This window comes from Campylobacter concisus (genome assembly GCF_003049705.1).
Taxonomy (GTDB): domain Bacteria; phylum Campylobacterota; class Campylobacteria; order Campylobacterales; family Campylobacteraceae; genus Campylobacter_A; species Campylobacter_A concisus_AR.
This window is the reverse complement of the sequence record NZ_PIRF01000002.1, coordinates 179,881-203,625: the sequence shown is the minus strand read 5'-3', so window position 1 is coordinate 203,625 and position 23,745 is coordinate 179,881. Positions and strand designations below refer to the sequence as shown.

The window sequence follows — 23,745 nt, the reverse complement described above, 5'->3', positions numbered from 1 at the left end:
CGTGATAATAATATATTACTTTCTAGCCTCAATACTCTATCTATTTGGGGCTATCTTTTTATTTTTTTTAAGTTTTAAAAAAAAGTATCATAAGTCGATTCCAGCACGTTTTTTCCTCTTTAATAATCCTAAATTTCAAGATACAGATGTACATTTTCATGCTTGTTCATTTGGCGAGGTGCAAGCACTCAAACCTTTGATGCAAAAATTTGATAGTAAAGCTATAAGTGTGGTGACAAATACGGGCTTTGAAGCGGCAAGTAAAATTTGCTCTAACACGAGATTTTTGCCATTTGAAATTTTTTTGCCATTTTGGCTAAAAAAGAGCAAAATTTTAGTTATTTTTGAGGCTGAGCTTTGGCTTATGCTGGTTTTCATGGCGAAGCTAAAAGGCAGTCGCGTGATCCTTATAAACGCTAGAATTTCAGATAGAAGCTACAAAAGCTACTTGAAATTTGGCTTTTTTTACAGATATCTTTTTAAATTTATAGATAAAATTTACGCTCAAAGTGAGCTTGATAAAGAGCACCTAAAGTCACTTGGAGCAGGCAAAATAGAGGTCATTGGCAACATAAAAGCTGCATTTTTGCCAAGCGTGAGTAAAATTTATGAAAAGCCAAAAGCTAGAGTGATCGTATTAGCAAGTACGCATGTTGGCGAAGAAGAGTTGATTTTGCAAAATTTAAATTTAAAAGAAAACGATCTTTTAATCATCGCGCCACGCCACCCTGAGAGATTTGCAGAGGTTGAGAAGATAGCAGGCGACTACGCTAAAAAGCATGATTTTAGCTTTGCGAAATTTAGTCAAACATATAAATTTGAAGCTAAAGTAAATTTGCTTGATACTTTAGGTGAGCTTGTAAATGTCTATGCTATTAGCGATATAGTAGTGCTTGGAGGCAGTTTTGTGCCAAATATCGGCGGGCATAATCCAATCGAGTGCGCACAGTTTAACCCAGTAATAATCAGCGGTGAGTTTATATTTAATCAAAAGGCGTTATTTAGCCTAGTTGAAAACATCCACATCGCAAAAGCTAGCGAGATTGGCAGCATAATAGATAGTGGTGCCAAAAAGAGCAAGATCGCCGTGCAAGCAAGCGCTGATGCGATCATAGAAGATATAAGGAGCACTTTATGAGCGAAGAAAAAGCGTATAAAATTTTAGCCAAACAAAAAAATATCTCAAACAACGAGGCAAAGGAGCTAATAGATAGCGGTCTAGTCTATGCTAAAGGCCAAAAAGTGATGATAGCTCGAGCACTAATGAGTGAAAATACCAAATTTAGCGTCGAAGAGATGCCAAAGCCAAGCATTATTTTTGAAGATGAAAATTTAATAGCAATCAGTAAGCCAGCTACCATAACTAGTGAAAAAATTAGTCAAATTTATAAATTTCCACTCCTTCATAGACTCGATAAAGACACGAGTGGCGTACTGCTTCTTGTAAAAAATGATGAATTCGCAACGCTTGCGATAAGTGAGTTTAAAAAGATGAAGGTTGAGAAAATTTACGTGGCTGCAGTTAGGGGCATCATGAGCGAGGAAGTGGTCGTAAATGAGCCGATCTTAACTATAAAAAATAAAAATGGCGCCTTTTCAAAGATATCAAAAGATGGCAAAGAGGCGATCAGCGAAATTTCACCACTCATGGTTGTGGGCAAAAAAACGCTTGTAAAAGTTGCCATAAAAACAGGCAGAACACACCAGATAAGAGTGCATTTGGCTAGTTTAAATTTACCTATCGTTGGCGATGAGAAATACGGTAAAAATAGGGCAAATAGAATGTTTTTACATGCTTATTCTATCGCTCTTTTAAACTATAAATTTAAAGCGCCAATCCCAAGAGAATTTAATTCTCTTGGATTTGAGCTGTCTAATAAATTTGAAATTTAAAGAGCAATAAAGAAATTATTTAGTAATATACGCCCTTTAATAACAACTTAGAAAGGTGATTAGTGTTCGAACAAATTAGCGAGTCTTTTAGATTAGCCGTTAGTAAGATACGTTTTGTAGATGATGAAAAAGCTCTAAAAAACGCACTTGACGTGCTTAAAAAAGCTCTTTTAAAAGCTGATGTTCACCATAAAGTCACCAAAGATCTACTCGCGTCTATCGAAAGCGAACTAAAGCAAACTGGCGTAGGCCAAAAGAATTTCTTAGATGCGATAAAGTCAAATTTAACGACTATCTTAACAGCTCCTGGTAACCAAGGCTTTGTCTATGCACCAGTTGCACCGACTATTGTTTTGATGGCTGGCTTGCAAGGTAGTGGTAAAACAACGACAACTATCAAGCTTGCAAACTACCTAAAGCTAAGAAAGAAAAAAGTTTTAGTTGCGGCTTGTGACCTGCAAAGGTTGGCGGCTGTCGAGCAGCTAAGACAGCTCTGCGTTGCAAACGAGATCGATCTTTTTTATATAGAAAATGAAAATAACCCTATAAAAGTAGCTAAAGAAGCACTAGAAAAAGCAAAAAGTGGTCTTTATGATGTGCTTTTAGTGGATACCGCTGGTCGTCTTGCGATCGATGAAAAGTTGATGCAAGAGATAAAAGATGTAAAAAATGCGATAAATCCACATGAAATTTTCTACGTAGCTGACGCCATGAGTGGTCAAGACGCCGTAAAGACAGCTACAAGTTTTAATGAAATTTTAGGAATTTCTGGAGTTATTCTTTCTAAATTTGACTCTGACTCAAAGGGTGGCGTAGCTATTAGCATTGCAAAACAGCTAAATATCCCACTTAGATTTGTCGGTACTGGCGAAAAAGTAGCTGATATCGAGAGTTTTATACCAGACCGCATTGTAAGCCGTATAATGGGTGAGGGTGACTTGGCCACTTTGGTAGAGAAAACATCGACTATTATAGATGAAAAAGAGGCAAAACGCCTAAATCAAAAGATAAAAAAAGGACAGTTTAATTTTAATGACTTTTTAGAACAAATGGAAAGTGTTAAAAAGCTTGGTAGTATGAAGTCTTTAATGGGGATGATACCTGGACTTTCAAATATTGCAAATCAAATAAAAGATATAGATCTTGACAATTCAAAAGAAATTTTACATATTAAGGCTATGATAAACTCTATGACACAAAAAGAGCGTGAAAATCCTGAACTTTTAAATAATAGTAGAAAAAGACGTTTAGCGACTGGTTCTGGACTTTCTCAGGTAGAAGTAAATCGTTTTTTAAAGCAGTTTGAAAATGCCTCAAAACTTGCTAAGAAATTTTCAGGAAAAGGTGGAGTAAAAGGACTTGCAAATATGCTTTCTCAAGCAAATTTAAAAAGACCTGTTTGATAAAAGGGTTTAAATTTGGATATTTGTTATCTAAATTTAAGCTTTATTTAAAAACAAGAGGAGAAATATAATATGGCAACAGTAGTAAGACTAACAAGAATGGGACGTAAGAAAAGACCTTTTTATCGTATAGTTGTTACAGATAGCAGAAAAAGACGTGATAGTGGCTGGATAGAAAGTATTGGCTATTACAATCCTATGGTTGAGCCAAATGTTATAAATTTCAACAAAGAGAGATTAGATTACTGGAAAAGCGTTGGTGCTAAACTTAGCGATAGAGTTGCACAAATTACAAAATAATGGTTAAAAATTTTTTATACGAATATGCCAAGTTGATTGCCGATTTTCCTGATAAAGTAAGTGTTGATCGCAAGGAACTTGGTGAAAATTTTGCTGAGATAATTATAAGTGCTGATAAGGTTGATACGGGAAAACTTATCGGCAAAGATGGCAAAATGATAAACGCTATAAAGACCGTTATTATTGGTTGTAAAGCCAAAGATAATACAAGCTATAGAGTAACGGTAAAAGCTATTGAATAGTGATATTGTTGAAGTCGCTACAATCGGAAGATGTGTTGGTTTAAAGGGCTACTTAAAGCTTTACAATAAGAGCGACTTCCCAGAACAGTTTAAAAAAGGTGCAACCTTTTTTGACAAAAACAATGATCAGCTGACCATAAAAGACTACAATAGACAAAAAGAGCTAGTGTTGTTTGAAAATTTTGATGACTTAGACCTTGCTAAAACACTTGTAAATAGAACCATATACACCACAAAAGAGCTTACTAGAAAAAACTGCAAATTAAAAAAAAATGAATTTTTTCAGTTTGATATTATTGGCTTAAAAGTTGTAGAAAATGGCAAAATTTTAGGCATTGTAGAGGATATTCAAGATAATTTTTCAAATTCACTTTTATACATAAAAACAGACAAAGAGCTTATTATGGGCGGTAATCCAAAGAATTTTTACATTCCATACTTAGAGCATTTTATTATAAGTGTAAATTTAGACAATGAAGAGATTTTGGTAAAAGATGCTAGAGCTATTTTAGAAAATTCATGAAATTTACGTTTATTACACTTTTTGAAAATTTAGTTAAACCTTATTTTTGTGATTCTATTTTAAAACGTGCAATTGGTAATAAATTTATTGAAATTGATTTTATAAATCCAAGAAATTTTACTAAAGATAAGCATAATAAAGTTGATAATTATATGATCGGAGGCGGAGCAGGGCTTTTGATGTTTCCACAGCCTTTAGATGAATCGATTAAATTTTTAAAAGAAAAAGATAAAAATACTCACATGATATTTTTGACACCAGCTGGTAAAAAATTTAATCAAAATGACGCAAAGAGGCTCTCTAAAAAAGATCACATTTGTTTTGTTTGCAGTAGATATGAAGGCCTTGATGAACGAGTTGTTGAGCTTTGGGCAGATGAAGTTTTTTGCATAGGCGATTTTGTTTTAACTGGTGGAGAGCTTCCTGCGCTTTGTATAAGTGATGCAATATCAAGAAATATACCTGGAGTTTTAGGAAACGATATGAGCCTTGAAATTGAGAGTTTTGAGGATAATTTGCTTGAAGCTCCATCTTTTACAAAGCCTGATAATTTTAGATCGATCTTTGTGGTTTCAGAGTTTTTAAAGGGTAACCATGCTAAAATCCACACTTTAAAAAATAAGATGGCTCACTGCAAAACAAGGTTCTTTCGCCCTGATTTATATCAAAAGCTTAAGCCATATAAATAAGGAAAAACATGAGAAATAAATACATTGAAGCATTTGAAAATGCTCAAATTGCTAGTAAAAATATTCCTGACTTCCGTGCAGGAGATACATTGCGTGTTGCTACTCGTATTCACGAAGGCGATAAAACTAGAATTCAAAATTTTGAAGGTATTTGTATAGCTAGACGTGGTAGTGGCACAGGGGAAACATTTATCATCAGAAAAATCGGTGCTAACAGTGTTGGTGTTGAGAGAATTTTTCCAATTTTTAGTGACTCAATCGAAGAAATAAAAGTTCTTAGAAAAGGTCGTGTTAGAAGAGCTAAATTATTCTATCTACGTGACCTTCGTGGTAAAGCTGCTAAGATCCGCGAACTTAGAAAATAATTCTACTATCTGTCCTGAAGTCTATTCAGGACTTTTAATCTTCTTTTTAAATTTAATTTTTTAAATATTTTTTTGTTTTTTAATATTAAAAAATCTATTTATTTTATTGTTTTTACCGCTTGGCTATAAAAATTTAAAATATATACTAAATTTATTTATTTTCTACTTCTTCTTATTTGTATACCAAAATAAAAAAACAACACAACAAAGAATCACTCCAAACATTATTGACACAACTATCATGGTGGCATTTTTAGTTTCATTAAATGGCAAGCCTTGTGTATTCATGCCAAAAAACCCAGTTATTAGATTTAGTGGTAGCATTACAGCTGAGATCATTGTTAAAATGTAAATGTTTTGATTGATTTTGTCGTTTTTTATACTTTGTATAAAAGTATAAATATCATCAATTCTGCAGGCATACTCATTGGCCATTGTTCTAAAAACATTTGCCTCATGAGTACTATTTTTAAGCTCCTTTTTTAAATTTTGTTGCTCACTTTGACAAATCGAAAGGGTCTCATAAAAGTGAGATATCTTGTTTTGAAATTTTCTAATCTCGTATTTTAAGAAGTGGTGTCTTTTGATAAATTTGTTAAAGTTTTTTCGACTAGCGTAAATTTTTTCATACTCGTTTAGTTCTTCTTGATGCTCTAAAATTTTATTTGCATATTCATTACATAGCTTTTTAAGGGCTGTTTCAAACTCGTTTTTATCACATTCGTGATCAAAGTCTTCTTTATAAATTTTGCCATTTTTAAATAAAAATTTATAGCTTTGTTTTTGCGTGAAAGAAACAAGCAAAATATAGTCGTATTCATCGCCATAAAAATATCCACAAACTGAACTTTTATAGCTCATTTTTTACCCTTTTAGCATAAAAATTTCTCTTAAATTTGGCAAATTCGCCTCTTTCTATTGCCTCTCTCATCTCTTTCATCAAATTTAGATAGTAGTGCAGGTTGTGAAGGCTTGCTAGCCTAAAAAATGTGAGCTCTCTTGCCTTAAAAAGGTGATTTAGATAGCCTCTGGAGTAGCGTTTGCAGGTATAGCACTGACACTGCGGGTCAATTGGCGCGTGGTCGTTTATAAATTTAGCTGATTTTATATTTATCTTGCCAAAGCTAGTAAAGAGCGTGCCGTTTCTTGCGTTTCTTGTTGGCATGACGCAGTCAAACATATCAACGCCTCGCTCCACGTTTTCTACGAGATCCTCTGGCGTGCCAACGCCCATTAGATAACGCGGCCTTAGCTCATCCATAAATGGCATAACCGCCTCAACAGTGTCATACATCGCCTCGTTGCTCTCGCCAACGCTTAGTCCTCCTATTGCAAGGCCATCAAATGGCAGCTCATTTAAAGCTTCAGCGCAAAATTTACGTGCCTCATAGTCGGTGCCACCTTGAACGATACCAAAGATATTTTGCTGCAAGCCAATGCCCTTGCTTTGCATAAATTTGTGATAATCAATCGCCTCTTTTGCCCATTTTATCGTTCGTTTTATGCTTAGATCTATCCTTTTTGGCTCAGCAGGCAAGGCGACTAGGTCATCAAGTATCATCATTATATCGCTGCCAAGCTCATACTGCGTGTCAAGGACGGATCTTGGCGTGAAGTAATGCGTGCTGCCGTCGATGTGGCTCTTAAATTTTATTCCGCCATCGTCGTTTTTGGTGTTTGATCTAAGCGAAAATGCCTGAAATCCGCCGCTATCAGTTAAAAACGAGCGATCAAATTTAGAAAATCCATGAAGCCCGCCAAACTCACGCACGACCTTGCTGCCAGGGCGCAGATACATGTGGTAGGTGTTTGCTAAAATTATCTTTGCGTCTAAAATTTCACTCATATCAAAGGCATCTAGGCTTTTAACTGCGCCAACAGTGCCAACTGGCATGAAAACTGGCGTTTGTATCACGCTGTGAGCGGTTGTTAGGATGCCGCGCCTTGCGTTGCCATCTTTTTTTATAACTTCAAATTTCATCTAAGTCCTTAAAATTTTTGATTTTTTATTTTAACAAAATTTATAATATAATCCAGAAATTTTAAGGCAAAGGAACTTTTTGCAAAAGAGAAATGATATCGTTTTTACCGAAGCAAACGGCACTGCGACCATAAAATTTGCAGGTGAGTTTAGCTACAAAGAGGCTAAAAATTTACAAAGCATTTTTAAAAAAATCCAAAAGCTTAACGGCAATGTTAAATTTGACTTTAGCGAGCTAAAGAGCATTGATTATGCTGTTTTGATCCTTTTAAAAAACACGCTAAATGGCAAGAAATTTGAGATCATTACAAATGACGAGAAGATAAAGGCGATGAGCGATCTTTTAAATGACGAGAATATCGACTTTAACTATATGCCGCCTCACAATAGCCTAAATTTTTTCTCGCGCCTTGGTGAGAAAATTTGCGAGGGATTTGTAAATTTGCTTGAGTTTGGCTCGTTTTTGGGCGAGTTTTTGATAAAGAGTGTGAGGATTTTATTTAATCCTGCAAATTTAAGATTTAGAGAATTTAGCAACTACATAAAAGATGGTGGCGTAAATGCTGTTTTCATCGTATCGCTCACCGCTTTTTTGATAGGCGTCGTGCTTGCTTATCTTGGCAGTGCGATGCTTGCAAGCTTTGGGGCAAGTATATTTATAGTCGAGATCATGGGCATGCTAACGCTTAGAGAGGTGGCCCCACTCATCGCTGCTATCGTCGTGGCGGGCAGGTCGGCCTCTAGCTTTACCGCGCAAATTGGCGCGATGAAGCTAACTGAGGAGATAGACGCGATGAAGACGATGGGCTTTGAGCCATTTAACTTCTTGGTGCTGCCACGCATCATCGCCATGGTGCTTTGCGTGCCTGTCATCATCTTTATAGCTGATAGCATAAGCATCTTAGGGCAGATGATCATTTGTCAAACTATTCTTGATATCAGCTTTAGCGACTATCTTAATAGATTTCGCGAGATGGTCGAGCTTAGGCACTTTGCTGTTGGCATGATAAAGGCTCCGTTTTTTGGCGCGGTGATAGCGATCATTGGGTGCATGAGGGGATTTGGCGTTAGTCAAAACGCCCAAAGTCTTGGAGCGATGACAACCGTTAGCGTTGTAAATGCGATATTTTGGGTTATCGCGCTTGATGCATTTTTCGCGATAATTTTTATGTGGCTAAAGATATGAACGAGATAATAGTTGGAAAAAACATAACGACAAGTTATGGCGACAAGATAATGCACGATAATGTGAGCTGGAGCGTCAAAGAGGCTGAAATTTACGGCTTTTTAGGCGGAAGTGGCGCTGGTAAAACGACGCTTATGAAGACTATGATATATCTAAAAAAGCCAAGCAAGGGCGATATATTTTTTGATGGCATCAATATGTGGAAAAGTAGCCAACAAGAACAGCAAGAGATAAAGCTAAAAAGTGGGACGATGTTTCAGTTTGGAGCGCTTTATAGCTCGATGACGATCCTTGATAATGTGGGTGTTTTGCTCCATGAATACTCTAAATTTAACAAGCGCCAGATCGATGAGATAGCGATGTTTTGGATACAAAAAGTGGGGCTAAAAAAAGAGGTCTCGATGCTCTATCCAAGCGAGCTAAGTGGCGGTATGAAAAAGCGTGCTGCACTTGCAAGAGCCTTGGTGCTAAGTCCAAGGGTGCTATTTTTAGATGAGCCAAATAGTGGCCTTGATCCTGTTAGCTCACGCCAGATGGACGCGCTCATAAAAGAGCTTCGTGATAGCATCGGCGTAACTGTCGTCATGGTGACGCATGATGCGGATAGTATTTTTGATATTTTGGATAGATTTTTGATAATAGATAACAAAAAAATAGCCTTTGAGGGGAATATAAAAGAGCTTGAATATCTTAAAAACAACCCACTTGAAGAGCTATTTAAGATGAGGAAAAAGTAGATGGAAAATAGAAATTCTTATACTATTGTTGGCATGTTTTTTATGGCTTGCCTTACAGCATTTGCGATATTTATCTGGTGGATGACTAGTAAAAATAATACAAAGGTTGATTTTAAAGAGTACTACATCCACACGACTGAGCTACCAAGCGGTCTAAAGGTTGATTCAACAGTTAAATTTATCGGTGTGCCAGCCGGAAGTGTTAGTGATATAAATTTTGTCGATGATAAAAACGCTCTTATAAACATTACGATGAAGATAAGAGAAGATCTGCCGATAAAGGCTGATAGCGTGGCAAGTATAGAAGTTCAGGCCATCAGCGGTGTGGCTAGTATAAATATAAGCCGTGGTACAAAAGACTTTACATCAGGTCAAAAGCCTATCTTGCAGCTTGAAGAGAGCCTCTTTTCAAAGCTTGGAAACAACGCTGAAAACATTACTTTAAAGATAAATCAAACACTTGATAAAGTCGATAACTTTTTCTCGCCTGAAAATATTGCTCACGTAGAGTCAGTCCTTAAAAATATTGATAAATTTACACAAGTTTTAACAGACGAAGAGGGGCTAAGTGAGGTTGATAGTATCGTTAAAAATGTAAAAAATTTTACAGATACTTTAAACAAAACCGATACAAAAGAATTGGTTAAAAATTTAAATAGACTAATTTCAAATGCAAACCAAGTTTTTGTATCAGCAAATTCGGCTATCACCGGATATAATTCTCTGCAAGAGCTCATCACAAAAAAGGCTAAAGATGGCGAATACGACCTTAGAAATACAGTTAGTCCATTATTAAGAGAAGCGAGTGATTTTTTAAATGGATTTGACAAGACACTTCGTGAGTTTAGAGGCGCGCTTCAAAGGCTTGAAGATAATCCTTACGAGTTTTTCTTTACAAATCCAGTGCCAAACGACAAAGGAGATAAAAAATGAGAAATTTAATCTTTCTAACGGCTACGCTTTTATTTCTTGGCTGCTCGCTAAAGACGGATGTGCCAGTTGCAACGATGTATGAAATTCACTACTCAAACAAAGAGTGCTCAGCTGAAAACAAGCAAAAAGAGCTAAAAAATGTCTTCATCGAAAATGTAAGTGCTCTTGATATGGTCGATACTAGAAAAATTTTGATCGTAGCTGAAAATAACAAAATCAGATACCTAAGTGATGCTAAATTTGTCTCTGAGCCAAGTGAAATGGTTTATAAATCGCTTGTAAAAGGGCTTTATTCAAACTGTGCTGCTAAGCCGATATTTTCACCAAATGCAAAAGATCTTAGACTAAAAGTAAGCATTATCTCTCTTCAAATAAGAGGTGACAAGGCCGAAGTTTCGCTAGCTTATGAGCTATTTAATGTAAACACTTCACTAAAATCAGGCATGATCACAAAAGAAATTTTCTGTCCAGATCCAAGCTCAAGTACTATTTTTGATACGATAAACAAGGCTACAAATTTAGCAATCGATACGCTAATCTCTGAAATAATCTCTTAAATTTTCTTGGCTGTAAATTTTTAAATTTATAGCCAAAATAGCTTATTTTAAAGACCTTTTGTTATAATGTGAGCTTTAAAATACGGAGAATTGATGAAGAAAATTTTAATAATCGCAGATGGAACTTTCGCAAGAAATTTTTTAAACAGACTGCTTGAAACAAAATCAAATTTACACCACTATATCGTTGTTTCAAGTGAGGATTACAGCCAAAAATCAAATTATGAAAATTTTACATTTTACCAGTTTGACCCAACTAGCCTCTCAAAGCTAAAAAGCGTGAGTGATGGCTATTTTAGTCAGTTTTGTATAGTTTGCGATGATAAAAATGAGGCGATTGCTGTTTATGAAAATTTAAGACAGATCAGTACAAAGACCGAGACTGTTTTTATGAGCTCATGGGAGCTTGATGAAAAATGCAAAGAAATATTTGCAAGCGATAAACACTTAAGTGTAGTTGATATCAGAGATATTGCAGCATCCAGGCTTATGGACTATTTACCAGATCTGCCAGTTTTAGCCGATAATATCGGGCTTAGTGAGGGTGAGATCATGGAAGTTAAGGTGCCAATAGGTAGCTCTTATATGTATCGTCACATCAGCTCAGTAGCTCAAAAGAAATGGCGAATAGCTCTCATATATCGAGGCAGCGAGATCATCTTGCCAAAGCCAAATGTAATGATACAACCAAGTGATATTTTGCTAATTGTCGGCGATCCAAACGTACTTCAAAATGTTTACCGTTCTATTAAACGCGAGAGCGGTCAGTTTCCAAGTCCATTTGGTAGCAACATCTATGCACTAATTGATATGAAATCAATGAGCAAAGAGCGCGTTAATAAGCTTATAGAAGATAGTCTATACATGCACTCAAAGCTAAATAACAAACGCCTTATTTTTAGAGTCATAAATGCGACTTTGGGTGAAAATTTAGAGAGACTAAAGGCTATAAAAGAGAAAAATATTATTGTTTTGATGGATTATTTTAATAGTGATAACAAATCTATAAAATATGATGTTTTAAAGCACGACATCGGCCTAATCTTAAGCGATGATAAATACTTTTTTAAATTTAAAAAGCTATTTTACGAGCTAAAACTTCCAGTGCTAAAAACAGGCAAAATTTTGCTCTCAAATATAAAAGAGGGCGTGATACTAGGCGATCAAAGTCAAGAAGTGGAGAATCAATCAGCTGTGATAACAGACTGCTGTGCACAGCTTGATTTGGAGATGAAATTTTACTATTTTGATAATAAGCATAGCGATGATGAGGCGTTAAGAGAGCATTTTGAGAGCATTAGCGCGCTATTTTCTAAGCGTATAAAGATAGAAAATCACAATCTTAAAAATCCGCTTGTAAAACTAAAAAATACAAAAGATTTGCTTCATTTTGTAATGTTTACTAAAAGCGTGGCAAATGGTGGGACATTTGCCTTTTTATCGACAAATTTAAATAGGCTTTATAAAAAACTAAGCCAAAATGCACAGCTTTTTGTGCCAGTAAGTGAGTAAAAATGCAGATAAATTTAAATCTTAAAGAAAAAGCGTCAAGCTATAAAATTTATATAAACGAGCTTGAGAGACTAGAGATAAAAGGCAAGGTTGGCATCGTCACAAACGCTAAAGTAGCGGGGCTTCATCTTAAAAAGCTACTTAGTGTTTTAAAATGCGATGAGAAATTTATCATAAGTGTGCCTGACGGCGAAGAGTATAAAAATCTTGAAACGGTAGAGCAAATTTTGAAGCAGCTTTTTGTGAGCAAATTTGATCGCTCATCTACGTTAATCGCCTTTGGCGGTGGCGTCATAAGCGATATGACTGGCTTTGCGGCGAGCATCTATGAAAGAGGGATAAATTTCATAAATATCCCAACTACGCTTCTAGCGCAAGTTGATGCGAGTGTGGGCGGAAAAACGGGTGTGAATAATAAATTTGGTAAAAATTTAATAGGCTCTTTTTATCAGCCAAAGGCAGTTTTTTGTGAGATAAATTTCTTAAAAACGTTGCCAAAAAGAGAATTTGCAGCTGGCGTGGCTGAGGCTTTAAAGATGGCGATAACCTTTGATAAAGAGATGTTTGATTGGCTAAAGAGCGTAAATTTAGACGATGAAAATTTAGCTAAGCTGGTTGAAAAGTCTATAAATTTAAAAGCAAAAGTGGTTGAGCAAGATGAGAAGGAAAAGGGGCTAAGAGCTATCCTAAACTACGGCCATACCTTTGCTCACGTTATAGAAAATGAGACAAATTATAAAGAATTTTTACATGGCGAGGCAGTAGCAATAGGCATGAATATGGCAAATCGCTTAAGCGTAAAACTAGGACTCATGAGCGAGGCAGAGACTGAAGAGATCAAGCAGGTTTTAGTAAAATTTGATCTTCCGGTAAGTTATAAAATACAAAACGAAAATGCATTTTATGAGGCATTTTTTATGGATAAAAAGACAAAAGATGATAAGATAAATTTCATCATTGCAGATAAAATCGGCAGTGCGATCATCAAAAATGACGTCAAAAAAGAAGACGTTTTAAAAATTTTAAGAGAATTTAAATGAAAAAGATCCTATTTTTAATACTTTTTTGCTTTACCCTTTATGCTGAAGAAAACGTTACGCTTGAGCAAAATGTCTCACAAAATTTACAAAATAACGAGCTTATTAAAGATATTTCAAATCTAGATAACTCCTTAAAAAACAATATCTGGATCACAAGGTATGCTAACTATAACACTTATCAAAGGCTTATTGATGAGCTTGAAAAAAATGAAAATGAACTAAAGAAACTGGACAAAAGCTCAAGAAGAGGCAGCGATATCATAAAGAGAATCCAAACTCTAAAAGAGCAGATAAATTTACTAAAAGAGTATGAAAAAACGCCATTTTCAAATATGCTAGCAGCCCCTGAAATGGATACTCCACCAAGGATAACAAGTCCTGTTGCACTTATATCTGGCTTTTCGTATATCAAAAAGATAAAGAGTGATAAGATCGAGTATCAAAGGCATATAAAAGAGCTTGATACGCTTTTAGAAAAGCTTGAAACAAAAGAAAATTTACTAAATAGACTAAATTTGATAGAAGAAAATGTGCAAAATAGAGAAAGCCTAAACTTGATAAAACAAGAAATAGGTGACTTTAAAGCTGCAAAACAGATCGCGGATACAACTTATAATGTCTATGAAAAAAGGGCTGATGAGGCTATAAATTTAACCACCTCTGATATAAAAGCTCAGTTTTTAAGCATGGGTTATACAGCTATCATCATTCTTTTGACGATCGGGCTAACATTTATCGCTAAATTTATCGTTAAAAGAACAATTACCGATAATGAGAGATTTTACACAGTCAATAAATTTTTAAACGTTTTAAATATCACCGTTATCATTATAATCTTACTTTTTTCGTATATCGAAAACGTCACATATCTAGTAACCGTGCTAGGTTTTGCTTCGGCTGGTATCGCCATTGCGATGAAAGATATGTTTATGAGTATGCTTGGCTGGATGGTGATCATGTTTGGCGGCTCTATACATGTGGGTGACAGGATTAGAGTGCTTCATGATGGTAGTGAATTTGTGGGTGATGTGATCGATATCTCTTTACTTAGGCTGACCGTTTTTGAGGATGTTAGCTACTCGACTTATAAGACAAACCGCCGTGCAGGTAGAATTATCTTTGTGCCAAATAACTATATCTTTACCGACCTCATCGCAAACTATGCTCATTATGGTATGAAGACCGTTTGGGATGGTATAGATATCGTTATAAGCTTTGATAGCAATCATAAAAAGGCTGTGTATCTAGCAAGAAATGTCGTTAAAAAATACTCAAAAGGCTACACTGATATCGCAAAACGCCAGATGAATAAACTAAGAAGCCAGTACAGCATCAAAAATCCAAACGTCGAGCCAAGAATTTATACATTTTTTGAGCCTTATGGTATAAATGTCTCATGCTGGTATATGGCAAATTCTTATGCGACTTTGGCTCTTAGAAGCACTATTAGCGCTGAGATTATAGAAGCGTTTTTAGCTCAAGATGATATAAAGATCGCTTATCCAACACAAACCATGTTTATAGGCAAAAAAGAAAATCCAAGCGATCATACCGCTCATAGCGAGCAAGAGAGCGAAAATTCTTAATGCAAAAGATATTTTTTAAAACATTTGGATGTCGCACAAATATCTATGATACTGAGCTTTTAAAAAGCTACATCAAGGACTACGAGATCACAAATGATGAAGAGAGCGCTGATATCGTGGTCATAAACTCGTGCACAGTTACAAATTCTGCCGATAGCGGTGTCAGAAACTACATAAACGGCGTAAAAAGGCGCGGGGCAAAGGTGGTACTGACTGGATGTGGAGCGGTTAGCAAGGGCAAAGAGCTTTTTAATAGCGGTATATTTGGCGTACTTGGAGCTAGTAAAAAGAGCGATCTAAATGAGCTTTTAAAGCAAGAAAAGCCATTTTTTGAGCTTGGAAATTTAAACTCAGTCGATAAAAATATAGTTACAAATTATGAAAATCACACAAAGGCTTTTATAAAGATTCAAGAAGGCTGCAACTTTAGCTGCAGCTACTGCATCATCCCTTCGGTTCGTGGTAAGGCTAGAAGCATGGATGAGGCTATGATATTAAAAGAGGCAAGAATTTTAGCCCAAAACGGCTATAATGAGCTCGTACTAACTGGCACAAATATAGGCAGTTACGGCAAAGATACAAATAGCTCTCTTGGTAAGCTTTTGGCAAACTTAGGTAAAATTTCTGGCATTAGACGCATTCGGCTTGGAAGTATCGAGCCAAGCCAGATAGATGAGAGCTTTAGAGAAATTTTAAAAGAAGAGTGGCTGGAGCGTCATTTGCACATCGCACTTCAGCACACGAGTCAGGCTATGCTAAAGATCATGCGAAGACGAAATAACGCATTTAGTGATTTGGAACTTTTTAATGAGCTTAGCTCACTTGGCTTTGCCCTTGGCACGGACTACATCGTGGGTCATCCTGGTGAGAGTGAGGAGATATGGACAGAGGCTGTGGAAAATTTTAAGAAATTTCCTATCACACATCTGCACGCTTTTGTCTATTCGCCAAGGCGTGATACGCACTCAGCTACACTAAAAAGCGATGTTAGCGGAGATGTGGCAAAAAGTAGGCTAAAAATTTTACAAGGCATAGCTTTGCAAAATAATGAAAATTTTAGAAAAAAGCATAACGGAGCTTTGAAAATTTTAGTCGAGCAAAAAAATGGTGAGTTTTACGAAGGTTTTGATCAGTTTTACAACAAAGCTAAAATTTTAAGCCAAAAAGACATAACAAAAGAGTGGGTGGAGGTAAGCGAATATGAAGTTAAGCCAGATGCCAATTATGCAAAAATTTAAATTTAATAAGAAAAATATCCTAATAATCGCAGCTGTCGCATTAATCAGCGTGCTGTTATTTGCCGTTAGTAAAGAACCACGAAACATCACATATTCGCAATATATACAGCTAATGGATGGAAATTTTATAGATCGTGCTGTAATCGATGACGATGAAGTCGTTCTTTATGCACAAAACAATCGTTTTTCGATCATAAAAGAAGGTATCGATCTAAAAGAGCTTATCAAAAAAGTGCCTGTTGAAAAGACTAAACAATACATCACTCCTGGCATGATCTGGGGTTTTATCATCTTTGTCTGCTTCGTGCTTTGGTACGCTTATATCTTTAGAAGTATCAGGAAAAAAGAGGAGAGCTTGCTTAGCAAAAAAGAGGGCGCATTTGAGATAGAAAGCGTGCTAAATCAAAACACGATGCCAGTCATCTCAAATGTGAGATTTAGCGATGTGGCAGGTATTAGCGAGGTTAAAAGCGAGCTTAGTGAGATAGTTGATTTTCTTAAAAATCCACAAAAATATAGAAATTTTGGTATCAAAATGCCAAAAGGCGTGCTAATGATCGGCCCTCCAGGCGTTGGTAAGACGCTTGTGGCAAAGGCAGTTGCTGGTGAGGCAAATGTGCCATTTTTTTATCAAAACGGTGCAAGCTTTGTGCAAATTTATGTCGGCATGGGTGCAAAGAGAGTACGAGAGCTTTTTAGTAGAGCCAAGTCCTATGCGCCTTCAATCATCTTTATCGACGAGATAGACGCCGTTGGTAAGAGCAGGGGTGGGACTAGAAACGACGAGCGAGAAGCCACGCTAAATCAGCTGCTAACCGAGATGGATGGCTTTGAAGATAACTCAGGCGTCATCGTCATAGCTGCTACAAATAGGATTGAAATGATCGACGAGGCACTGCTTAGATCAGGGCGTTTTGATAGGAGAATTTTTCTTTCTATGCCTGATTTTAACGACAGAGTGGCGATCTTAAACACATATCTAAAAGATAAAAACTGCGAAGTAGCGGCTGAGGATATCGCTAAAATGAGCGTTGGCTTTTCAGGTGCAGCACTTAGTACGCTTGTAAATGAAGCTGCGATAAATGCCTTAAGGAACGGCGAGAGCGTGCTTAAAATGAGAGATTTTGAGGCTGTTTTAAACAAGGTCTTGCTCGGCAAGAAAAAGGTGCTAAGCTATAGCGAAAACGAGAAGAAGATACAGGCCATTTATCAAGGAGCAAAGGCGCTAAGTGCTTACTGGTTTGATGTAAAATTTGAAAAAATTTCTCTTATAGAAGATAGGTTTATGGCCACAGAGCAAGAGATCGAGTCAAAGTCACAGATGATATCTCGTATCAAGGTGCTCATCGCTGGTATGTGCAAGCTTGAGATAGATGAAAACGACATCTTTTCAAACTCAAGTAGTGATCTAAATTTAGCCAAAGAGATCGCTTCAAAGATGGTTTATGAATATGGCATGGGAAGCTCTTTTGTGCCAAATCCAAACGATGTAGAAGAAATTTTAAAGCAAGCAAAAGAGGAGATCACATCCTTTTTAAAAGGCACAAATGAGCAAATCGCAAAGATAAGCTCATATCTGCTAGCATATGAGAGCGTAGATAAAGAAACGCTGGCAAAAATTTTAAACGAAAACCATTAAAGGAGAAAAAAGTGAAAGCAAAAATAGGCATATTAACCCTTTCTGACCGCGCAAGCGAAGGCACATACGAGGACAAATCAGGTCCAGCGATCAAAGATGTGCTTGATAGCTGGATAGTGAGCGAGCGTGAATACTTTTACGAGGTTATACCAGATGAGTTTGAGCTGATAAAAGAGAGGCTTGTGCACATGGTAGACGTGCTTGGCTGCGACCTTGTGCTAACTACCGGTGGTACAGGACCGGCGGTGAGAGATGTTACTCCAGAGGCTACTGAGGCGGTTTGCGAGAAGATGATGCCAGGCTTTGGTGAGCTAATGAGAGCAGCAAGCTTAAAATACGTCCCAACAGCGATCCTATCACGCCAAACAGCAGGCATCAGAGGCCACGCGCTCATCATAAATTTACCAGGTCAGCCAAAGGCGATAAAAGAGTGCTTGGAGCCGGTATTTCCAGCGGTGCCATACTGCATCGATCTCATAGAGGGTGCATTTATCGAGACTGATGAAAACGTGATGAAAGTTTTCCGCCCAAAACAAAAGAAAATCTCGTAAATGGGTTTGACAGATAGCCTAAATTTAAAAGCCACTGCCTTTGCAAATAGGTGGCGACTTGTTATTAAAATTTGGCTTGTTTTTTCTTTTTTATCCTATGCGCTAGCATATTATTTTGGGTTAGAGGTTTTTGGCTTTATCTCCGGCCATTTCTATCTTTGGCTGTGTTTGCCTGCTAGCCTTTAGCTCACTTCTTTGGTTTATCGCTAGCCTTGTATTTTTGCAACCCTTGGTATTTTTACTACTTGAAAAATTTGATGAAAGCATTACTGTTTATGCTTTAGCCTGCGCAATTTGGCTGCTTGGATGGATCACTTTGTCGCTTGTGGTCGATGATAAATTTGCAAGACTGGGAAATGACATCTTGCTAAAGGTCTCTCGCATAGTTCTTGTTGGCGAGTTTGCCTTGCTATATTTTTTTAACTACAACAGCAGCCTTGACATAGAGACTTTAATAAAGTCAAATTTGACAAAGTCGCTGCTTTTAGTGCTAAACTCCTATATGCTGCCATCGCTTGTGACGCTACTTATATTTGATATAAAAACATATATCGCTAGCAAAAATGAGTAAAATTTTACGTATTATTTTATGTAATTTATACTAAATTTAGCCGTTTTTGCTCTCTACTATCTTTTTTATAAGCTCCATATCGCCGTTCATTGCTAAACTCATGAAGCAAATGCCGTTTGCGCCAGCTTTTATAGTCTCTTTGTAGTTCCCGCTATCTAGTCCGCCAAGTGCGTAAATTTCTTTATCAAAGCTTTTTAGCTCACTTATAAAATTTACCCCTTTTGGTTCTAAGCCCGCCTTGCAAGAGGTGGCAAATATATGAGAAGCAATGAGCACGTCAGCGATAGAGGCTGAAATTTTAGCCTGCTCTAGGTCGTGAGCTGGGGCGTAAATTCTAGCTGTTTTTCTAAATTCATCCAAAAAAATGCCGTGATTTTTAAAAAAATCAAGCTGCGCTGAAGTGAGCCAAAAGTCACTCTTTAGCTTGCAAGCTACATCAAAAAATTGATTGATGATAAATTTCTTGCGGTAGTTTTCACAAATTTGAGCCACAACCCTAGCAAGATCATAAAAATCAGCTTCATTTAGCCCCTTTGCACGAAGCAAAATTTCATCCACGCCAGCCTTGCAAAGTAGCTGAATTCTCTTTAAAAAGTCATCGCCATCATAGCTTTCAAAGTCGGCCACGCAGAGAATTTTAAACATAGACATACTCGCTCATCAAGGGCTCTAGGTCGTTTGCTTTTATCATTGCTTTTATCTCATCCACGCTTCTGCTATCACTTATCTCAAACTGCTCGTCGCCCTTTTTCTCTTCGCCGTGAGCGCCGATGCTCACTTTTACGCCAGCACTTATCTTATTTGCAGCGATCTTTACGGCGTTGTCGCGAAATTTCGCCTTTTCTCTGGTTGAGATCGTTATGCTAGCTGTTGGCATGAAAATTCTATAAGCGCAGATCACTTGCAAAAGCTCGCGCTCGCCCACGTCACGCGGGTTGATGCGGTCGTTGTTAATGATAGGGCGAAGCCTTGGGCATGAAAATGCGATCTCGGCGTGCGGATACTTTTTTTGAACTAAGCTTGCGTGAAGTGCGGTCGCGAAGGCATCAAGCCTAAAGTCATCTATGCCAAGAAGTGCGGCAAAGCCAACCCCTCTCATGCCTCCAAGAAGCGCTCGCTCTTGCGCATTTAAGCGGTATGGGAAAATTCTTTTATTGCCGCCAATGTGGATTTTCTCGTATTTTGTGGGATTGTAGGTTTCTTGAAAGACGGTCACGTAGTCTGCGCCGCTTTTGTGAAGTAAGGCGTAGCCCTCAGAGTTTAGCGGGTAAATTTCAACCCCAACGACTTTAAAAAATTTCTTCGCCAAAGCGCAGGCGTTTGCGATGTAAGAGACGCTTGAGTTGGTCTCACTCTCGCCAGTTAGGATTAAAATTTCTTCTAAGCCACTCTTTGAAATTTCTCTTAACTCTCTTGTGATCTCATCGTCGCTTAGTTTTGCCCTTTTTATATTATTTTTAGCGTTAAAACCGCAATAAACGCAGAGATTATCGCAATAGTTTGCTATGTAAAGCGGGGTAAAAAGCGTGATGTTTGAACCAAAATTTGCCCTTGTTTTAGCCTGAGCGAGCTGGGCGATCTGCTCTAAAAATGGCGCTGCAGCAGGCGAGAGTAGGGCTTTTAGATTTTCAAGCGAGCAGTGCTTTGCATTAAGAGCTGCTTTTACGTCTGCTTCGCTGTAAATTTCTGGTTTATAGCTCGCTCGCTCTTTTAAAATCTCATCCATAATGTCGCTGCCAACATCCTGCATGTGAGGCAGCAGCTGCATGTGATCAGTTCTTGTAAATTTCATCAGTCTAAAAATCCAGTGAGCGGAGATGAGGCATTTGCGCTTTTGCTCTTTGCACCAAGGCCTGCTAGATAGGCGTTGCGACCGGCGATGATGGACTCTTTGAAGGCTCTTGCCATGAGCGGGATATTTTTAGATGAGGCGATGGCTGTGTTTGCCATGATCGCAGCCGCTCCCATCTCCATCGCTTCGCACGCTTGTGAAGGCCTGCCAATACCTGCATCAACTATGATCTGCGTATCAAGCTCGTTTATCAAAATTTCAATAATATCTTTAAAAATTAGCCCTTGGTTTGAGCCAATGGGCGCAGCTAGAGGCATTATGCAACTAGCTCCTGCACTTAGCATCGCTCTTGCAGCGTTTAGATCAGGAAACATATATGGCATCGGCACAAAGCCGTCATTTGCCAAGGCTTCGCAGGCTTTTATCGTTTCAGCGTTGTCTGGAAAGAGAAATTTAGAGTCAGTTATGATCTCTATCTTAACAAGCTCGCCGCACCTAAGCTCACGTGCGAGCTGTGCAATACGAACGGCCTCTTTGGCATTTCTAGCGCCACTTGTGTTTGGCAAAAGCGTCACGCCTTTTGGGATAAAGTCAAGTATATTTCGCTCTTTGCTCTCGTTTATGCGCCTAAGAGCAAGGGTTAAAATTTGCGCTCCAGCCTCGTTTATGGCTGAGTCGATGAGCTCGTGCGAGTACTTGCCAGAGCCAAGGATGAAGCGGCTTTGAAACTCCTTGTCACCAAGGATCAAGCTATCATTTTGCACTTACGCCTCCAAGCCCATAAGTAGCCTAATGGCTAAATTTGCCTCGTGATTTGCACAGATCGCAACGCGTGGTGCCATCAGCCCTTGACCGATCTTTGCCTCGTTTGTGAGGTCGCCGCAAAGATAGACATTTTTGGCAAATTTTATGGTTTTTATGAGATTTGAGCTAAAGTATCCTGCCATGCCAGAGGCGCCGATGATCTTTTTATCTTTTAAGCTTGCGCCCGCTTCGTTTAGTATCATCGCCTTGCCAGCGACATTGTCAAATGCTTCGCATAAAATTTCACACTCGCCAAAGACGCTAGCCACGTTTTTTTCATCTAAAAATATATCGTGAGTTTCGACCTCGACAAAGGGATTGACGTCATTTATCAGCTCTTTAAGCGCCTGCGTCTTTTTTAAGCCGATGTGGCGGACGAAATACTGCTGGCGGTTTAGATTGCTTGGCTCAACGACGTCAAAGTCGGCAAGCACTAGCTTTTTTACGCCAACTCTTGCAAGGCTTAGCGCGATATTTGAGCCAAGGCCACCAAGTCCAGCCACGCCGATTATTGCTTTACTTAGGGCTAAATTTAGCTCAGGGCTGTTTCGTGAAGCGATCATAGAGCGTAAAACTTCACGCTCAGGCATCACGCCACGCCTTATAAATACGACATTTGAGCCATCTTTTAGCTCGCTATCTTCTTTTATAGCAAAGCCATCAACGATAAAAATGTCTGGCTTTGTCGCGTTAAATTTCTCTAAAAATTTATAAATTTCACTATCTTTATCGCCAAGCGCAAGCTCTTTTAGCTCGCCAAGGCTTTTTACTGGCACCTTAAATTTTGCGCCATTTAGTACTATCTCTATCATTTTCTCCTCATCCACCGCCAACTAAAGTGACGATCTCATAAGCTTTGCCTTCGCTCATAAAGCTATCACGCCAAAGCTTTTTTGGCAAAATTTCTCCGTCTCGCTCAAGGGCTATAAATTTAAGCTCATAGCCATTTTGAGCTAAAAATTCATAAACATTTATATCGTTTTCAAGCTCGAAAATTTTGCCATTTACACTAAATTTGATCATTAAATTTTGTAGCTTTTTACAAAATTTGCGATCCTCTCGATCGCTTTTTTTATGCTCTCGATGTCAGTTGCAAAAGAAATTCTAAAGTATCCCTCCATGCCAAAGCCCACACCTGGCACGGTCGCTACGTTCGCCTCTTCAAGCATCTTTTTGCAAAACCTAAGTGAGTCGCCATCTACCTCTTTGCATTTTACAAATAGATAAAACGCGCCATCAGGCTTAACTACGCTTAGCCCAGGGATAGCGTTTATCATCTCAACTGCCACGTCGCGTCTTTTTTCATACTCTTTTCTCATGTTTTCGATATCGTCGTCAGTTTCTCCAAGAAGTGACGGGATAGCGCCTATTTGCACGATCGAGCTGATGTTGCTTGTGCTTTGGCTTTGAAGCTTTTTGATGCCAGCGATTAGCCAGTCCATCGAGCTTGCGATATAGCCAAATCTCCAGCCAGGCATCGCTCCACACTTGCTTAGTCCATTTATCGTGACCGTTCTTTTGAAAAGATCTTCGCTCACTGAGGCTACTGCGTGAAATTTCTTGCCGTAGATCACTTTTTCATAAATTTCATCGCTTGTGATGATGATATCAGTGCCCTTTAAAACCTCGCCAAATGCCGCGATCTCCTCTTTTGTATAGACAGCTCCAGTTGGATTCGTCGGGTGATTTAGCGAAAAGACCTTTGTTTTTGGCGTGATCGCTTTTTTTAGCTGCTCGGCTGTCACCTTAAAATTTGTGCTCTCGTCTGCTTCGATAAAGACAGGCACGCCGCCACAAAATTTAACGATTTCAGGGTAGCTCACCCAGTATGGAGATGGGATGATGACCTCGTCGCCTGGGTTGATAAGCGCTTGAAATACATTAAAAAGTGAGTGTTTTGCGCCGATGTTTGTGACGATTTGATTTGCTTTATAGTCAAGTCCGTTATCTCTTTTTAGCTTTGCTCTAATGGCATCTATCACCTCAGGCAGGCCTGGTACTGGCGTGTATTTGCCGCTTTTGCTATCGTTATCAAGTGCGTTTTTTACAGTTTCTCTTATCTTTTTTGGAGTCATAAAGTCAGGCTCACCAGCTGAAAGTGAGATCACATCGATACCAGCAGCCTTCATCTCTTTGGCTTTTGTGCTGATAGCGATCGTGATTGATTCGCTTAATGTTTGCATTCTGTTTGCTAGTTGCATTT

27 protein-coding genes are annotated in these 23,745 nt (G+C 38.0%); 19 read left to right on the top strand and 8 right to left on the bottom strand.

Going from position 1 to position 23,745, the window contains the following annotated elements:
- Window position 1: 1 nt before the first annotated feature.
- The 8 genes from waaA to rplS all read left to right on the top strand — a co-directional run bounded on the left by waaA (window position 2) and on the right by rplS (window position 5,415).
- Window positions 2-1,138 carry a lipid IV(A) 3-deoxy-D-manno-octulosonic acid transferase gene (gene waaA / locus CVT05_RS02805; protein ID WP_107697763.1) on the top strand — a complete coding sequence of 379 codons (1,137 nt, stop codon included), beginning with the start codon at window positions 2-4 and terminating at the stop codon, window positions 1,136-1,138.
- On the top strand, window positions 1,135-1,893 hold the full coding sequence (locus CVT05_RS02800) for an RluA family pseudouridine synthase (protein ID WP_107697762.1): 759 nt from the start codon (window positions 1,135-1,137) through the stop codon (window positions 1,891-1,893). Before waaA ends, CVT05_RS02800 begins: the two co-directional genes overlap by 4 nt.
- A gap of 62 nt (window positions 1,894-1,955) precedes the next feature.
- Entirely contained in the window at window positions 1,956-3,296 is a 1,341-nt protein-coding gene (ffh, locus tag CVT05_RS02795; protein ID WP_107697761.1) for a signal recognition particle protein, read from the top strand.
- Between the two features lie 72 nt (window positions 3,297-3,368).
- A complete protein-coding gene (rpsP, locus tag CVT05_RS02790) occupies window positions 3,369-3,596 on the top strand; it encodes a 30S ribosomal protein S16 (protein WP_009293992.1) in 228 nt (75 codons plus the stop codon).
- A complete protein-coding gene (locus tag CVT05_RS02785; protein WP_021091005.1) occupies window positions 3,596-3,838 on the top strand; it encodes a KH domain-containing protein in 243 nt (80 codons plus the stop codon). Before rpsP ends, CVT05_RS02785 begins: the two co-directional genes overlap by 1 nt.
- Window positions 3,831-4,361, top strand: coding sequence for a ribosome maturation factor RimM (gene rimM / locus CVT05_RS02780; protein WP_107697760.1), 531 nt, complete (start codon window positions 3,831-3,833; stop codon window positions 4,359-4,361). The genes CVT05_RS02785 and rimM overlap by 8 nt, the downstream gene beginning before the upstream one ends.
- Window positions 4,358-5,050 carry a tRNA (guanosine(37)-N1)-methyltransferase TrmD gene (gene trmD, locus CVT05_RS02775; RefSeq protein WP_107697759.1) on the top strand — a complete coding sequence of 231 codons (693 nt, stop codon included), beginning with the start codon at window positions 4,358-4,360 and terminating at the stop codon, window positions 5,048-5,050. The genes rimM and trmD overlap by 4 nt, the downstream gene beginning before the upstream one ends.
- 8 nt (window positions 5,051-5,058) lie before the next feature.
- Window positions 5,059-5,415, top strand: a complete 357-nt coding sequence (rplS, locus tag CVT05_RS02770) for a 50S ribosomal protein L19 (protein WP_021090978.1) — start codon at window positions 5,059-5,061, stop codon at window positions 5,413-5,415.
- A gap of 162 nt (window positions 5,416-5,577) precedes the next feature.
- Here the strand turns inward: rplS and CVT05_RS02765 are convergent, their stop codons facing one another.
- The gene (locus tag CVT05_RS02765) at window positions 5,578-6,276 is read right to left on the bottom strand and encodes a CorA family divalent cation transporter (protein WP_107697758.1); all 699 of its coding nucleotides are present in this window, start codon (window positions 6,274-6,276) and stop codon (window positions 5,578-5,580) included.
- Window positions 6,266-7,396: a tRNA guanosine(34) transglycosylase Tgt gene (gene tgt / locus CVT05_RS02760; RefSeq protein ID WP_107697757.1), complete on the bottom strand. Its 1,131-nt coding sequence runs from the start codon at window positions 7,394-7,396 to the stop codon at window positions 6,266-6,268. The genes CVT05_RS02765 and tgt overlap by 11 nt, the downstream gene beginning before the upstream one ends.
- 79 nt (window positions 7,397-7,475) lie before the next feature.
- Here tgt and CVT05_RS02755 point away from each other — a divergent pair, with 79 nt between their 5' ends.
- The 11 genes from CVT05_RS02755 (at window position 7,476) to CVT05_RS02705 (ending at window position 18,946) form a co-directional block, all read left to right on the top strand.
- Complete coding sequence (locus CVT05_RS02755) at window positions 7,476-8,582, top strand: MlaE family ABC transporter permease (protein WP_107697756.1); 1,107 nt, start codon at window positions 7,476-7,478, stop codon at window positions 8,580-8,582.
- A complete protein-coding gene (locus CVT05_RS02750) occupies window positions 8,579-9,319 on the top strand; it encodes an ABC transporter ATP-binding protein (RefSeq protein ID WP_107697755.1) in 741 nt (246 codons plus the stop codon). The genes CVT05_RS02755 and CVT05_RS02750 overlap by 4 nt, the downstream gene beginning before the upstream one ends.
- A complete protein-coding gene (locus tag CVT05_RS02745) occupies window positions 9,320-10,252 on the top strand; it encodes an MlaD family protein (RefSeq protein ID WP_084107989.1) in 933 nt (310 codons plus the stop codon).
- Window positions 10,249-10,809, top strand: coding sequence for an ABC-type transport auxiliary lipoprotein family protein (locus CVT05_RS02740; protein WP_107697754.1), 561 nt, complete (start codon window positions 10,249-10,251; stop codon window positions 10,807-10,809). The genes CVT05_RS02745 and CVT05_RS02740 overlap by 4 nt, the downstream gene beginning before the upstream one ends.
- Before the next feature lie 93 nt (window positions 10,810-10,902).
- Complete coding sequence (locus tag CVT05_RS02735; RefSeq protein ID WP_107697753.1) at window positions 10,903-12,321, top strand: COG3400 family protein; 1,419 nt, start codon at window positions 10,903-10,905, stop codon at window positions 12,319-12,321.
- A 2-nt stretch (window positions 12,322-12,323) separates the two neighbouring features.
- On the top strand, window positions 12,324-13,361 hold the full coding sequence (aroB, locus tag CVT05_RS02730; protein WP_107697752.1) for a 3-dehydroquinate synthase: 1,038 nt from the start codon (window positions 12,324-12,326) through the stop codon (window positions 13,359-13,361).
- Window positions 13,358-14,947, top strand: a complete 1,590-nt coding sequence (locus CVT05_RS02725) for a mechanosensitive ion channel domain-containing protein (RefSeq protein ID WP_103604615.1) — start codon at window positions 13,358-13,360, stop codon at window positions 14,945-14,947. The genes aroB and CVT05_RS02725 overlap by 4 nt, the downstream gene beginning before the upstream one ends.
- Window positions 14,947-16,185 (top strand): tRNA (N(6)-L-threonylcarbamoyladenosine(37)-C(2))-methylthiotransferase MtaB, encoded by a 1,239-nt coding sequence (gene mtaB, locus CVT05_RS02720; protein ID WP_103604616.1) that lies wholly within the window; start codon window positions 14,947-14,949, stop codon window positions 16,183-16,185. Before CVT05_RS02725 ends, mtaB begins: the two co-directional genes overlap by 1 nt.
- The gene (locus tag CVT05_RS02715) at window positions 16,172-17,824 is read left to right on the top strand and encodes an ATP-dependent metallopeptidase FtsH/Yme1/Tma family protein (RefSeq protein ID WP_107697858.1); all 1,653 of its coding nucleotides are present in this window, start codon (window positions 16,172-16,174) and stop codon (window positions 17,822-17,824) included. The genes mtaB and CVT05_RS02715 overlap by 14 nt, the downstream gene beginning before the upstream one ends.
- 11 nt (window positions 17,825-17,835) lie before the next feature.
- Complete coding sequence (gene mog, locus CVT05_RS02710; RefSeq protein ID WP_107697751.1) at window positions 17,836-18,375, top strand: molybdopterin adenylyltransferase; 540 nt, start codon at window positions 17,836-17,838, stop codon at window positions 18,373-18,375.
- Window positions 18,376-18,505: 130 nt separating this feature from the next.
- Window positions 18,506-18,946, top strand: a complete 441-nt coding sequence (locus CVT05_RS02705; RefSeq protein ID WP_199906725.1) for a hypothetical protein — start codon at window positions 18,506-18,508, stop codon at window positions 18,944-18,946.
- A gap of 36 nt (window positions 18,947-18,982) precedes the next feature.
- Here the strand turns inward: CVT05_RS02705 and CVT05_RS02700 are convergent, their stop codons facing one another.
- From CVT05_RS02700 to CVT05_RS02675, 6 genes are read right to left on the bottom strand one after another with little or no spacing between them, the layout of a single operon-like run.
- Window positions 18,983-19,591 carry a thiamine phosphate synthase gene (locus CVT05_RS02700; protein ID WP_107697750.1) on the bottom strand — a complete coding sequence of 203 codons (609 nt, stop codon included), beginning with the start codon at window positions 19,589-19,591 and terminating at the stop codon, window positions 18,983-18,985.
- The gene (gene thiH / locus CVT05_RS02695; protein ID WP_107697749.1) at window positions 19,584-20,738 is read right to left on the bottom strand and encodes a 2-iminoacetate synthase ThiH; all 1,155 of its coding nucleotides are present in this window, start codon (window positions 20,736-20,738) and stop codon (window positions 19,584-19,586) included. Before thiH ends, CVT05_RS02700 begins: the two co-directional genes overlap by 8 nt.
- Window positions 20,738-21,502, bottom strand: a complete 765-nt coding sequence (locus CVT05_RS02690; RefSeq protein WP_107697748.1) for a thiazole synthase — start codon at window positions 21,500-21,502, stop codon at window positions 20,738-20,740. The genes thiH and CVT05_RS02690 overlap by 1 nt, the downstream gene beginning before the upstream one ends.
- The gene (gene thiF / locus CVT05_RS02685) at window positions 21,503-22,354 is read right to left on the bottom strand and encodes a sulfur carrier protein ThiS adenylyltransferase ThiF (RefSeq protein ID WP_107697857.1); all 852 of its coding nucleotides are present in this window, start codon (window positions 22,352-22,354) and stop codon (window positions 21,503-21,505) included.
- A gap of 7 nt (window positions 22,355-22,361) precedes the next feature.
- Window positions 22,362-22,565 (bottom strand): sulfur carrier protein ThiS, encoded by a 204-nt coding sequence (gene thiS, locus CVT05_RS02680; protein ID WP_103628245.1) that lies wholly within the window; start codon window positions 22,563-22,565, stop codon window positions 22,362-22,364.
- Complete coding sequence (locus CVT05_RS02675; protein ID WP_107697747.1) at window positions 22,565-23,743, bottom strand: pyridoxal phosphate-dependent aminotransferase; 1,179 nt, start codon at window positions 23,741-23,743, stop codon at window positions 22,565-22,567. Before CVT05_RS02675 ends, thiS begins: the two co-directional genes overlap by 1 nt.
- Window positions 23,744-23,745 lie beyond the last annotated feature (2 nt).

Excerpts from the sequence above, each read along its gene's own strand:
- CVT05_RS02800 (WP_107697762.1), top strand. The coding sequence starts at position 1,135 with ATGAGCGAAGAAAAAGCGTATAAAATTTTAGCCAAACAAAAAAATATC.
- rpsP (WP_009293992.1), top strand. The coding sequence starts at position 3,369 with ATGGCAACAGTAGTAAGACTAACAAGAATGGGACGTAAGAAAAGACCT.
- CVT05_RS02785 (WP_021091005.1), top strand. The coding sequence starts at position 3,596 with ATGGTTAAAAATTTTTTATACGAATATGCCAAGTTGATTGCCGATTTT.
- trmD (WP_107697759.1), top strand. The coding sequence starts at position 4,358 with ATGAAATTTACGTTTATTACACTTTTTGAAAATTTAGTTAAACCTTAT.
- rplS (WP_021090978.1), top strand. The coding sequence starts at position 5,059 with ATGAGAAATAAATACATTGAAGCATTTGAAAATGCTCAAATTGCTAGT.
- CVT05_RS02765 (WP_107697758.1), bottom strand. The coding sequence starts at position 6,276 with ATGAGCTATAAAAGTTCAGTTTGTGGATATTTTTATGGCGATGAATAC.
- tgt (WP_107697757.1), bottom strand. The coding sequence starts at position 7,396 with ATGAAATTTGAAGTTATAAAAAAAGATGGCAACGCAAGGCGCGGCATC.
- CVT05_RS02750 (WP_107697755.1), top strand. The coding sequence starts at position 8,579 with ATGAACGAGATAATAGTTGGAAAAAACATAACGACAAGTTATGGCGAC.
- CVT05_RS02745 (WP_084107989.1), top strand. The coding sequence starts at position 9,320 with ATGGAAAATAGAAATTCTTATACTATTGTTGGCATGTTTTTTATGGCT.
- CVT05_RS02740 (WP_107697754.1), top strand. The coding sequence starts at position 10,249 with ATGAGAAATTTAATCTTTCTAACGGCTACGCTTTTATTTCTTGGCTGC.
- CVT05_RS02735 (WP_107697753.1), top strand. The coding sequence starts at position 10,903 with ATGAAGAAAATTTTAATAATCGCAGATGGAACTTTCGCAAGAAATTTT.
- aroB (WP_107697752.1), top strand. The coding sequence starts at position 12,324 with ATGCAGATAAATTTAAATCTTAAAGAAAAAGCGTCAAGCTATAAAATT.
- CVT05_RS02725 (WP_103604615.1), top strand. The coding sequence starts at position 13,358 with ATGAAAAAGATCCTATTTTTAATACTTTTTTGCTTTACCCTTTATGCT.
- mtaB (WP_103604616.1), top strand. The coding sequence starts at position 14,947 with ATGCAAAAGATATTTTTTAAAACATTTGGATGTCGCACAAATATCTAT.
- CVT05_RS02715 (WP_107697858.1), top strand. The coding sequence starts at position 16,172 with ATGCAAAAATTTAAATTTAATAAGAAAAATATCCTAATAATCGCAGCT.
- CVT05_RS02700 (WP_107697750.1), bottom strand. The coding sequence starts at position 19,591 with ATGTTTAAAATTCTCTGCGTGGCCGACTTTGAAAGCTATGATGGCGAT.
- thiH (WP_107697749.1), bottom strand. The coding sequence starts at position 20,738 with ATGAAATTTACAAGAACTGATCACATGCAGCTGCTGCCTCACATGCAG.
- thiF (WP_107697857.1), bottom strand. The coding sequence starts at position 22,354 with ATGATAGAGATAGTACTAAATGGCGCAAAATTTAAGGTGCCAGTAAAA.
- thiS (WP_103628245.1), bottom strand. The coding sequence starts at position 22,565 with ATGATCAAATTTAGTGTAAATGGCAAAATTTTCGAGCTTGAAAACGAT.
- CVT05_RS02675 (WP_107697747.1), bottom strand. The coding sequence starts at position 23,743 with ATGCAACTAGCAAACAGAATGCAAACATTAAGCGAATCAATCACGATC.